10 protein-coding genes are annotated in these 12,723 nt (G+C 50.4%); 8 read left to right on the forward strand and 2 right to left on the reverse strand.

The genetic code is table 11. The features are described 5' to 3' along the window. Window positions 1–43: 43 nt before the first annotated feature. The 8 genes from xylA to dtd all read left to right on the forward strand — a co-directional run bounded on the left by xylA (window position 44) and on the right by dtd (window position 11,262). Entirely contained in the window at window positions 44–1,231 is a 1,188-nt protein-coding gene (gene xylA / locus ACQ6WK_RS12545; protein WP_432797723.1) for a xylose isomerase, read from the forward strand. A 240-nt stretch (window positions 1,232–1,471) separates the two neighbouring features. Further along, a complete protein-coding gene (locus ACQ6WK_RS12550; RefSeq protein WP_432797724.1) occupies window positions 1,472–3,769 on the forward strand; it encodes a hybrid sensor histidine kinase/response regulator in 2,298 nt (765 codons plus the stop codon). 283 nt (window positions 3,770–4,052) lie between these two features. After that, a complete protein-coding gene (locus tag ACQ6WK_RS12555; protein ID WP_432797725.1) occupies window positions 4,053–4,856 on the forward strand; it encodes a MotA/TolQ/ExbB proton channel family protein in 804 nt (267 codons plus the stop codon). Beyond that, a complete protein-coding gene (locus ACQ6WK_RS12560) occupies window positions 4,856–5,287 on the forward strand; it encodes an ExbD/TolR family protein (RefSeq protein ID WP_432797726.1) in 432 nt (143 codons plus the stop codon). Before ACQ6WK_RS12555 ends, ACQ6WK_RS12560 begins: the two co-directional genes overlap by 1 nt. 69 nt (window positions 5,288–5,356) lie before the next feature. Further along, window positions 5,357–8,017: a tetratricopeptide repeat protein gene (locus ACQ6WK_RS12565; protein WP_432797727.1), complete on the forward strand. Its 2,661-nt coding sequence runs from the start codon at window positions 5,357–5,359 to the stop codon at window positions 8,015–8,017. After that, window positions 8,014–9,816 (forward strand): VWA domain-containing protein, encoded by a 1,803-nt coding sequence (locus ACQ6WK_RS12570; protein WP_432797728.1) that lies wholly within the window; start codon window positions 8,014–8,016, stop codon window positions 9,814–9,816. The genes ACQ6WK_RS12565 and ACQ6WK_RS12570 overlap by 4 nt, the downstream gene beginning before the upstream one ends. 48 nt (window positions 9,817–9,864) lie before the next feature. Continuing rightward, window positions 9,865–10,788 carry a hypothetical protein gene (locus ACQ6WK_RS12575; RefSeq protein ID WP_432797729.1) on the forward strand — a complete coding sequence of 308 codons (924 nt, stop codon included), beginning with the start codon at window positions 9,865–9,867 and terminating at the stop codon, window positions 10,786–10,788. An 18-nt stretch (window positions 10,789–10,806) separates the two neighbouring features. After that, a complete protein-coding gene (gene dtd, locus ACQ6WK_RS12580; protein ID WP_432797730.1) occupies window positions 10,807–11,262 on the forward strand; it encodes a D-aminoacyl-tRNA deacylase in 456 nt (151 codons plus the stop codon). Here dtd and ACQ6WK_RS12585 read toward each other — a convergent pair whose 3' ends face one another. Together ACQ6WK_RS12585 and ftsY are read right to left on the reverse strand one after the other, a co-directional pair. After that, complete coding sequence (locus ACQ6WK_RS12585; protein WP_432797731.1) at window positions 11,263–11,538, reverse strand: hypothetical protein; 276 nt, start codon at window positions 11,536–11,538, stop codon at window positions 11,263–11,265. A gap of 192 nt (window positions 11,539–11,730) precedes the next feature. Then, entirely contained in the window at window positions 11,731–12,666 is a 936-nt protein-coding gene (gene ftsY, locus ACQ6WK_RS12590) for a signal recognition particle-docking protein FtsY (RefSeq protein WP_432797732.1), read from the reverse strand. Window positions 12,667–12,723 lie beyond the last annotated feature (57 nt).

Raw genomic sequence — 12,723 nt, forward strand, 5'->3', positions numbered from 1 at the left:
TCAGACAATTCAGTCTAATTCACACGCATGTTGGAGCTGTATCATGGCCAAGGACCCTTTCGCGCCGATTGCCTCGGACAAATTCACCTTTGGACTCTGGACACTGGGTAATCCCGGACGCGATCCATTTGGTGAACCCACACGAGCCACCCTTTCACCCGCTGAAATCGTCGATGCGCTCGGCAAAGCTGGTGGACCTACACATGGTGTCTACGGCGTCAATTTTCACGACAATGATCTCATCCCGATCGATGCCTCTGCTAGTGAGACGCAGCAAATCAAGAAAAGTTTCAAAGCTGCCCTACGACGTAACAAAATCCGCGTCCCCATGGCTACCACCAACCTCTTCTCTGACCCCGTTTTCAAAGATGGCGCCTTTACCTCTAATGATGCTGAAATCCGTGCCTACGCCATCCATAAAACGATGAAAGCGATGCAGCTCGGGGCTGAGTTTGGGGCAAAAACATATGTCTTCTGGGGTGGCCGCGAAGGTGCAGAATCTGACGCGACCAAGGACCCGGTACTTGCTGTCAAACGATTCCGCCACGCCATCAATTTCCTGTGTAAATACAACAAAGATCAAGGCTTTGGTTACAAGTTCGCCCTCGAAGCCAAGCCCAATGAACCTCGCGGCCACATCTACTTCGCCGTCACCGGCTCGTATCTCGCCTTCATCGAAACACTCGACCACCCTGAAATGGTTGGCGTAAACCCTGAATTCGCCCATGAAAATATGGCCGGGCTCAACTTTGTTCACCATGTTGCACAAGCACTCGAAGCCGGCAAGCTGTTTCACATCGACCTCAACGATCAGGTTATGTGCCGCTACGATCAAGACTTCCGCTTCGGCAGCAGCAGCTACAAGCAAGCCTTCTTCCTCACCAAATTATTGACCGATTACAAATACAAAGGTCCAAAGCATTTCGACTCGCACGCCTATCGCCAGTCCGACCCCAAAGACGTGATTGAATTCGCGAGAGGATCGATGCGCTCCTACAAAATCCTTGAGCACAAAGTCCATCAATTCAACAAAGACCGCAAGATCCAATCTCTCCTAGGCAAGATCAACAACGAAAACCGTAAGCTCGAATCTATGATGCGTAAATACAGCAAGACAGCCGCGAAGGACCTGCTTGCTATGGCTTTTGATCGCAAGAAGTTAGCCGCCCGCCCACTGCCCTACGAAGAACTCGATCAGCGCGTGTTCGATCTGTTGATGGGTGTCAAATAGTATACGACCACATCATTATTATCAGAACCGACAGACGCCAGATGGCGTCTTTTTTCATGACTGTCGTTCCATAAAACTAGGGGTTTTCGCAGGTTTAGCAGAGTTTTTTAGCGTGCACATTACCGAAAGAGAGAGATTTGAAATCCCGCGCTATGATTTATACCGAGCGTTGACTTATACCAGTCGAGTAGGCAACCGTGTAGGTCCGCAAAATGCTCCTGGGTTGGGAAGATTCAATACATGGTTCACAAAATAAATGAGCCAATTAGTCGTAGGTCACACCCACTTCGGCCTATACACCAACAATATGGCGGTGGGCCATGTGACTGCATTCTAAAATGGCTCACGGTGCTGGTCGTCATCGCGGTTGCATTCACCGTTTATGTCACACTCAAACGCACGCAAAAGCCCACCGACAGCATCGCTCTAAGTTATCTCAACGATGTGGGGCAAAATCTTCGTCATCAAATCCAACGCGTCATTGAACCTGCTCTCATCCAAACTCGCGCTATGGCGCGCAACGAAGAAGTTCGGCGTGATCTCACTGAAAAAAATAAAAGCCAACTCGTCAACCTCAGCAATGAGCTAATCAAAAAAACCCGTGAAGTGGATGTGATTGCTTTCTACGATAACGCCGGCAAACTGCTCGCTCTCAATGACGTCAACAATGAAGGTGTTTCATATAAAAATAAAAAGGACATTGTAGCACTTTATAATATTGAAACTTATGCTAGACCTGCAGTCCTTGAATGCCTTGAAAACCAAGAGCTCATGGAAGTTATCGAGTTTCAACTCGATTGTATTATGACGCCGATCTATTTCGATTCGGAGGGGCTCAGCATCTCTATCTCAGTCCCAGTTGTTGATGAAATGACACAAAAACGACTGGGTGTGGTCAGTACACGGCTCAGCTTTAATCGCCTGAACAATGTCATCATGATGGATAGCTTCCTGACGGATGGCAATAGCATTTACTTCATCTCTGATAACGGCGAGTATTTTTCTGAGAGCATTAACAGCGGCAAAGCCATAGAACCAATTAGTTCAAAAGTGCTTGGCGAACTTCTCCTGCCGTTACAAGACCGAAGTGCAACGGAACTATTCGCTCGCCACAAGATGGATTATATCAACGTGTTCTCACTTCAGATCCCCGGCACGCAACTCGGCACAAATATGCACGTCATGCTGCTAGCCAATCAAGCTTGGCTGGAGCGCGAAAAATACCGTGTTGAAATCATCAACATCATCGTCACCTTCGTACTGTTATTGCTGTTTATGATGCTCATGATGCAGTTGTGGCATAGGCACAAGCAAAATCAGTTTTCGTGTGCTTTAATCGCAGCTCGTAACGACGCTGAAGCTGCAAGTGCTGCAAAAAGCAGCTTCCTCGCCAATATGAGTCATGAAATCCGCACACCTATGACCGCGATTCTTGGCTATTCCGATTCATTACTCGAACAAAGCAATGAGAAGGATCGGCTGCGTGAAAGCGTCAACGCCATCCAACGCAATGGACAACACCTCATTCATATCATTAATGATATATTGGATCTTTCGAAGATCGAGGCTGGCAAACTTCATGTGGATCAGATTAGCTTCGAGCCCATCGCGATCCTTGCTGAAGTTGAAAGCTTGATGCGCGTCAAAGCTATTGAGAAAAATCTTAAATTGGAAGTTGTATTTGAAACCGCTATGCCAGAGAAAATGCTAAGCGATCCGATCAGGCTTCGGCAGATCTTGCTGAACCTTGTCAGTAATGCGATCAAATTTACTGATGAAGGTTATGTCAAAATTCATGTTCGCTACAAAACTGCAGATGTTAACCACGTTGATGGGCGTCTGGTGTTTGAGATTGAGGATACAGGCGTCGGCATTGGCGAAGATGATATTCAGCGTATCTTCTTGCCATTCGATCAAGTTGATATGTCGGTGAGGCGAAAAGCTGGCGGCACGGGGCTTGGACTCACGATCTGTAAACGCTTGGTTGATCTGCTCGGCGGTAAACTTGCTGTCCACAGTGAACCTCGCAAAGGCAGCCGATTCACCGTCACACTTCCGCTGCGGATGAAGAAAGGCTTCCGCATGATTGATCACCCTAGCATTCTTCAACGGAACCGCGTTCGTGGCGATGAAGATCCCTCGCCGCACGAACGTCCGCTTGCGGACAAACGGATCATGCTTGTTGAAGATGCCGCAGATAATCGGAAACTGCTACATTACTTTCTTGAACAGGCCGGTGCGGAAGTGATCGAGACACTCGATGGCAAGGAAGCAATTGAAATGTGCAGCGAGATACTTGAACACGATCAGGGGATTGATCTTATTGTGATGGATATGCAGATGCCGGTGATGGACGGCTACAGCGCAGCAAAAGAGATGCGTAGCCGCGGCTGGATCATCCCAATCCTCGGACTCACGGCCCATGCCCTACCCTCTGACCGTCGTAAAGTGCTCGAAGCTGGCTGCGACGACTATGCCACCAAACCCATCGACCGTGCCAAGTTTATTAGCCTCTGCGCAGCTCTGATCAAAAGCTGAACGCAATTATTCCCAATACACCACAGGTTTTACACATTGCCCGCCATTACTGGCGTATCACGGCATGTCAATCTGTACACATCTGAGAAAATGGCTGATCCGGCGAAGATGGGGGTGTGGTGAGGGATGAAGTCAATTATCATATAACCCGTTACAACGTGATGTATCAAGATCTGCATACCCTCGGCTTAAGGCTCAATCGATCCTGCCGCCGCGTATAGCTCATCTTGAACTAAGGCGTGAGTAATGCGCCAGACGAAGAACCCGGTGAACGAGGCATATGATGAACATACCAGCAGGGATGTGGTCAAAACGGATGTGGGCGATCGGCGGAGCCGCGACACTTTCCATCACTATCACAAGCAGTGGGCTCGCTCAGCCAGCCACGGAGAAAACAGGCACGACCATCAACGCGGCAACCGGAGCACTGCCTACACTCCAGCAACTCTTCATGTATTCTCCTTGGATCAACGGCATCATCGCCATCCTCTCGCTCATCGGGATCGCGATGTTTCTTGGCTTCTGGCTCAGCGTCAATGCACGCTACATGGTCCCCAATGATTTTGTTGATGAGGTCACCAAGCTGGTCCTCCGCAAAAAATATGATGCGGCTTCGGACCTCTGCCGCGCTAACCGTCGCATCTTCTGTGCCAGTATCATTCAACGCTGCTGCGAGAACGCGGGCAAAGGTCAATCTGTCATCATGGATATGATCGATACCGAAGGCAAACGCCGCGCGGACATGGTCTGGAACCGTGTGAGCTACCTTGCGGACATCTCCAACGTCGCACCCATGCTCGGTTTGCTCGGTACGGTCGTCGGCATGATCAAAGCATTCTTTGGACTCGAGCAACAAACTGGCTCCATCAATGCGATGGTCCTTTCACAGGGGGTCGGGCAAGCGATGGCCACCACTATGTTCGGCCTTGTGGTTGGTATCGGTGCATTGGTAGGTTACACCATCATCAAAGGCCGCGCCACCAGCGCACTCGCGGAAGCAGAATCTGTAGTGCATTCCCTTGCCGACCACATCAAGCGTGACAGCGAAGCACTTGCCACCACCGGCGATGATGGGGAGGCTGCCTGATGGGATTTGCCAGCGAATCAAGAGAACGTGCGCGGCCGGTCATCCCTCTTGCAGGCATGGTCGATGTGCTGTTCCTCCTGCTTATCTTTTTCATGACTGCCTCGGTCTTCCGCGATCAAGAACTAGTCATGGAGATTGATCTCCCAGGTAGTGGGAATGAAAACCTCACCGCTTCTGCTGACGGTCTGCAAACCGTCGTCACCGTCTCCGCAGACAACAGAATCTATCTTGGGCAACGTGCGGTTTCTATCCATGAGTTAGATCAGATCTTTACCACACTTGCCAAAGACTATCCCAACGAACGTGTCATTGTTCGTGGCGATCAAGGCAGCACCTACGGCACCGTCATGCACGTCATTGACTCTGCCCAGACACGCGGACTAAGCAATGTCTCTCAGGCTACCATCAAGAAAATGAGCGATCTTGAATAACATCACACGAGGCATCATGCTGTGCAATCACTCCCGCTACAACGCACAGTTACGGGATCAAGGATGAACATGAACCGGCAAACAAACAGGCACAGTCAATTGCTGAAACAAGTTGCTAGCAACGCAAGCACACTAACGTTTCCAGCTTGCGCCACCTTTCACCATATAAAACACCCCGGCAAATTTTTCCGCCTCGCCAAACATTTCAGCGTTTCTGCCATCCTATGCGCCAGCTTATTCATAACCGCCATACCAACCATCGCGCAAACCAATGCAGAACACCAGCAATTCCTCTTTGCTTATCGTTTGATGCAGCGTGGGGAAGCCGACCTTGCCACGGAAGCTTTTGAACAATATCTCGATCAATTTCCGGAAGGTGATAAACGCGGCGACGCGATGTATTACCAAGCGGTTCTCCTTCAACATGCTGGTAGAAGTGATCAAGCTGCCGCACTACTTAGCAAAGTTACATCCACCAAACTCGTCCCTGCCAGCGCACTGAATCTCATGCGCGGCCAAGTGAATCTTGATGAAAAACGATACGATGCGGCACTTGAACATCTTGAAAAAATCAACGAAGCCAAATTGAGTAAAAATGGCGTGGCTGTTGCAAAATTTTTGAAAGGCCGTGCCTATCGTGGTGCAGGCAATCTTGAGGCCGCCGCTAAGCATCTCCGTGAAGCTGGCGTACATCCGGGCAAAGTCCAACCACAAGCACTACTCGAACTATCACGTGTTCTGCTTAAGCTAGATAAAACACAGGACGCAATTAACAGTGTCAAGCAATGTCTCGCCCTGAACAACAACGCAACTGAAGCTGAAGCCGCTCGCCTTGGCGGCGACCTCAGCTATCAACTCGGCGATTATGCTCAGGCAATCCAGTTCTACGAGCGTGTCATCCGTGCTCATCAAACCAACGAACACTTCCAACCCAGCGTGCTTGGCATGATGTGGTCACACCATGCCGCCGGACGGTATGAAATTGTCTTCAAAAAACTAGAAGAGAATGCTGAAGTCCTGCAAGAAGAGCAACTCGGTGAAGCTTTCTACATCGCAGGCGCCAGTGCTGCAGCCGCCGATCATCACGAACTTGCCGTACAGCTCCTTGAAGACGCGTTGAAGCGTGCCACCTCTGGCACACTCCGCGAAAAAATGCTTTATCGTCTCGCCGTCAGCCAGTTTGAAATGGGCTGGATATTCGAGATGAAACAAACCGTCAAAAAACTTGAGACTGAAATCCCACAAAGTGAACTTCTCGCGGACGCGCAATTCCTGATCGCTGTCGCTGAAGCTGAACAAGGTGACGCAAGCATCGGGGCCGCCAAGCTTACCGAAATGATCAACAAGGGCGTTGACCACCCGTACTATAAACAAGCAGTTCTCCGGCGTGCCCGTCTCTATGAAAAAAATGGCAAGTTTGAAGCCGCAGCCAAAGACTACCAACGTTACGTCGAGATCGGCAATCTTGATAATCCTGCCGTCGTTGGTGCAGCACTTAAGTATCTCGATCTCAATCTCAAACTCGGCGAATACAAAGAAGTCGAAGCTGTCACCAAACTCATGCTCGAAACCACGGGCCTCGAAGCCGGAGCGGAACAGGAAGCCCGCTTCCGACTCATGCTCTCGCTCATTCGACAAAACCGCCATGAAGAAGCACTCCGTGAACTCGACACGCTCGACGAAAAATTTCCACTCCATGGCCATCGTACCGTTGCCACATACTACCGCGGCTTGCTTCTCATGAGCCTTGAACAAGATCAACTCGCTACCGAAGCGCTCAACAAAGCTGCTGGATTTGAAACGCTTCCTCTTGAACTTCGCGTCAATGCACTACGCCTGCTCGGCATTCAACATCGACAAAATAAAGCCTTCGATGATGCCCTCGCAGTCATACGCAACCTCGAAGGGCTTGTTGGTGCAAGCGAGCTTAAGGAAGATGAACTGCTTTGGCTAAGCAACTATTTCGCCGAACAACATCTTGATGATCAAGCTGTACGCTACCTTCTGGTGCTAACTGCTCTCCCTCCATCAGAACCACAAGGTGACAACACTGAAACCGGAACGGCAAAACCTGCTATCACGTACAGCGATAGCGCCCGCGCGCAAGGACTTTATATGCTTGGGCAGATTTATCGCCGCGAAGGGGAGCTTGAACAAGCACGTACCGCACTAGCGGAAGTTTTTGCACTCGGCAAGGGATTTGATCTCGAATCGCGCATCGAGATGGCACTACTCTCTGCCGACGAAGGGCGTTTTGAACAAGCACTGGCTGAGCTATCCGACCTGAGGAGCAGCGAAGCTAGTGAGATTGCCGCTCGTGCATTGCTAGAAAGCGCTCGTATCCACAGGCGTATTGCGCAGAGACGTCTACTCGAAGCCGATCAAACCGGCGCAACTGAATCGCGTGAAGCGTCGATGAAGCTTCTCAAACGCCTTGTGCTCCTCTATCCCTATCGAGAGCTCGAACCACTCCCGCAAAAAGGCTATCTCGAACTGGCCAGTGTGCTCCGCGTGATGGGCCAAGACAATGACTCTCGTGAAGCTGTTATGGAAATGATCGAGCACTACCCAGAAGGCGATTACACTCTCTACGCCAAAGCACTCCTCGCCGAGCAAATGAAAAAACTCGGCGATGCTCGCGCCCTCACCAACAAACTGGATCAAATCAGCGATCCTTACCTGGTTGGCAAACTCAAACTCCTTGTAGGACGATTGGAGCTTGCCGAATGATCAACCCGGCCAACAAAACCTATCGGCCAGGTTTGCTGCATCGTTCTCCCGGACTGGTCCTCATCCTTGGCATTGTTCTCAGTGTCGGCGTTCATGCTGGATCGTTCGTCTGGCTTTTTGGTGAGCCCATCGGATATGTCGACCCCAACGCCCTAATGACCGTGCGTGGCCCTATCCGAATCAAACGCGCCATGGTTGATATGGTCCTCGACAATCCAACCCTCAATACCGCACCACCCTCACGAAGCACCGAGAAACAAAACGCAAGCGAACAGGGTAAAAAACTATTAGAAACGGCCAACGAACATCTCGAAGACATCATCATCAATCCCGAACTTGAACTTCGCCCAGCTGAAGTCATTGGAGATGTTGTGAGCACCCAAGACATCGCCATTGAAATGCCTGCTTATGAACTACCCGCTGATGCACTTGAGATGCTCGACGACAAACACCTTGCAGACGTTGGTTATCAGGATGTCGCCGATGTCGGGTTTGGTGTTGAACAACAAGCAGAAACCAAAGGCGGCGAACACGCACGACGATTACTCTCTGGCGATCTGTCACAAGCAAATACACTTGGCGGGTATGGCCTTGGCAAACTATCTACAGGCATACCGACCGGCCGTGCAGGCACCGCGTCAAATCGTGATGCGCGTGACCGCTCTGCTTCCATCGGCGGTTCCTCCCGAAATACTAATATCAACGACCTCATTGATCTAGACCAACTCACTGACATCGGCAGCATGCTCGAATCAGAAGAACTCAAACTTTTCGGCGGCAAACCAGAAGCACTCGATGCTGATTTCGACTATCTAGTGAATAGGCACGCAGGCATCGGTGAACCCGGCTGGTTCGAAGTCGAAGTCTCTGCTCTCCGCTCCCTCTCTAAACTCCCCGCCATGCGCAAAGACGTCGTCTACCTTGTCGATACCTCCGGTTCCATCGATCAAGAATGGATCAATCAAGTCAGACGAGGCATTGGTGCCTCGCTCAGCTCACTCAATGAAGGCGATCGATTCAACATTGTACTCTTCAATGAGAAAGTCGAAATGCTCAGCGAACAAGGTCTCATCGACCGTGGTCCTGAGTCACATGAACGTGCCATGCAATTCCTCTGGAAAGCAAAAAGCAAAGGCGCCACGGATGTCAATGCTGCACTCGGCCAACTCCTTGTACGCGATACCAACCAAAATCGCGTTTTGAACATCATCCTTATCTCTGATGGCATGCCTACTCGCGGTGTCATGGACACACGCAAACTCATCAACCTCATTACACGTGACAACGACCTTGCCGCCTCCATCTACTGCGTTGGCATCGGCAATAAACAAAACCACGAACTACTTAACTTCCTCGCCTACCGTAACAAAGGCTATTCAATCTTCGTCGAAAAACGCAGTGAAACCATGAGTACCATCAGCGACCTACTTAGCCGACTCCGCTATCCCATCATCAAAGACCTCCGCATCAATGTCGTCGGTAAATCCGTCTCTGAAGTCTACCCGCTCACTCCTGCCAACATCCACCAAGGTGAACGCTTCTCCATCCTCGGCCGATACACGGACCAAACACCCTTTACCCTGCAAATCATGGGCTATAACAACGGCCGCCCCGTCGACTTCACCCTCAAACGCAACCTCGCCAAAGCCCCCGCCGGCAGCAATCAAATCGCCTACGACTGGGCCTTCTGGAAACTCCACCACCTCTACTCCCAAATCCTCAAAAACGGCTACTCCCAAGACCTCAAAAACCAAGTCGAACAACTCCGCCGCCGCTACAAACTCAAAACACTCTACTAAGACAACTCATCTCGCATTTTCATCCATCCTCACATATCATCCTTTCGCATGAGCACGACGCATATAGATCATCACAGCTTCGTCAATCAAAAACTATCTTGCGCCCTCTGCCATTACAATCTCTACCTTCAGCATGTCGACAATGACTGCCCAGAATGCGGCCTGGAAATTCAACGCTCATTCGAATCGCTCTCCAAACCGCTGATCATTCCCAAATTCAGCAAACGTGTCACCATCGGCCTCTGCCTTGAAATCGTCATCGTCCTGTCCTGCATCCTAATCCTCCTCCCAAGATTTGCCCTCGCTATACTTAACTGGTGGTCATACATCACCACCCGCACCCCCTATCAATCCGCACTCGATGCTTTTCCCATCATCGGAAACATCTCATGGTGGAACAGCATTGCGTGCTATATCCTCGTCCCCATCGTCTTCTTCCTCTGCACCCCTAAAATCCACACCGCACCATCCTACTACACCATCCGCACCATCTATTTCTTCGTCGTTCTCATCGCCACCATCGGCTTTTACGCTTCCAACGGCCTCGACAAACTACGTCCGATTCTTGAATCCAACTTCACCTCGGTACTCAGCAAATCAACCTTCGACACAATCTTTCAAATCGTCTCCATGCTCCTCACAGCACCTGGTCTTTTCCTCGTCCCAATTTCCGCATGGTGGCTTAAACGCATCTCCATCGTCATTCAAAAAAATAACTATATCCCACTCGCCAACACCACCATCTTCATCGGTTACCTCTACGCATTCACGATCCTCACCCAAAACATCTACTCTCTTACCTCAGGCGCAGACGCCTACACCAAATGGTTCACCGCCAACACGCTCTCATTATTGATCAGCCTCCTCTACCTCTCTGTCGGCTCACTCAAAATTCTGCTCAGCTACAAACTCATCAAAAACATCAGACGTGATACCATCAAACAGCCCGACACATCCCTAATCATTGATTAGATAAACGGAACCCCAACCATGCGTGCTATCCTTCAATGCGTTTCCTCTGGCAAAGTCACCGTTGATGGCCAAATCGTCGGCCAGATCAATCGCGGCTATGTTATCCTCCTCGGCGTCTCCGATGATGATACACAGCAAACAGCCAACAAGATGGCAGATAAGATCGCCGGCCTGCGTGTCTTCAACAACGATGATGGCAAATTCGATCTCTCACTTAAAGACATCGGCGGCGAAGCGCTCGTCATCTCTCAATTCACGCTTTTTGCTGATTGCAAGAAAGGTCGCCGCCCCTCCTTCACGTCCGCCGGCAAACCCACCCACGCCGAACCGCTCTGTGACTACTTCATGGACAAACTCAAATCTCTCGGCATCCCAAACGTTCAAGGCGGACAATTCGGCGCACACATGCACGTCGACATCCAAAACGATGGTCCCGTCACCATCATCCTCGACTCAACACAACTCGGTTTCTAATCACCAACCCAACAATATCCCAACGATCAGAATCAGTATATAAAGCAACTGAATCCCAACTGCTGCAAATGTCGTCCATCTCACCCAACCATGCCTGTTCCAATTAAACAGCAACGCAACTGCTCCAGGTAAGATCCCAATAAACGGTAATAAACTCATAGCCAATGCAAAAATTGCCCATACCGCTGCTACGAATGACCCCTTCTGTCGTAGCTGGGTACCAATATACTCTGCCTCACGGCCAACCAATGATTCATAACCAACCCGTGAAGTCATCGTACATTCACACGACACACACCGCACTTGTGTTGTTTGCTTTCCACCAATCGGCAAAACCCAACAGCTTCACTTCTTCATGTAATACCAACACATCACCCGCCGTTTCCTTCGCCCCACAAAGCGAGCAATCGATTAATACCTATCCCACCATCTTCTCTTTTGCCTGAACCCCGTAATGCAAAGGCATGATCAACTTCCCGGCTCAGCAAACATCGCCTCGATAAACTTCCGCGGATCAAACGGTTCAACATCGTCCGGCGTCTCACCAACCCCAACAAACTTCACCGGTAAGTTCAACTCTTCGCGGATTGCAATCACTATCCCGCCCCTTGCCGAACCATCAAGCTTCGACAGAAAAATCCCACTCACTTCCGATGCCTCGGTAAAAATTTTCGCCTGATTGATCCCGTTCTGCCCCGTCGTCGCATCAATCACCAAAATCGTCTCGTGCGGCCCGCCCGGAATCTTCTTTCCTACCACATTCTTGATCTTGGTCAATTGTCGCATCAGATGTTCTTGAGTGTGCAGTCGACCAGCCGTGTCAATCACCAAGCAATCCACCCCACGTGCTACCGCTGCTTCTGCCGCATCAAACGCAACCGCCGCCGGATCACCGCCCTGCTTCCCCTTCACCACTTCAACGCCCAAACGGTCCGACCAAATCTCAAGCTGCTCCACCGCCGCCGCGCGGAACGTATCGCACGCCGCCAACAAAACCGTCTTGCCTTGATCTCGCAACGATTTCGTGATCTTCGCAATCGATGTTGTCTTCCCCGCGCCATTAATCCCTGCTACCAAAATCACTGTTGGCCCGCTCTCCGCAAAATGAATCTGCCGATCCTCATCGGGGAAATATGCCACCAGCTGCGATTTTAAAAACTCCCACGCATCATCCCCCGTCGTGATCTCACTTCGCTCCCAGCCGGCCTGAATATCCTTCCGCAACTCAATCGCTGTCTTCACCCCAACATCTGCTTGGATCAATAGCTTCTCGATCTCACGGATGAGCTCCACTGAAAGCGTCTTGCCCACAAGGATATTTCGCAGTTGAGCCGTCGGCCCAACCTCACGTGTCTTGGACAAACCGTCCTTCAATTTTTTGAAAACAGATTTAAATAAGCTCATATCTCGGTTTCACGCTCTAGGGGTCTAAGTCAGTCAGTTGCGGGGTCATGATAGCAG

Source organism: Poriferisphaera sp. WC338, from assembly GCF_050931845.1.
Lineage (GTDB): Bacteria > Planctomycetota > Phycisphaerae > Phycisphaerales > Phycisphaeraceae > Poriferisphaera.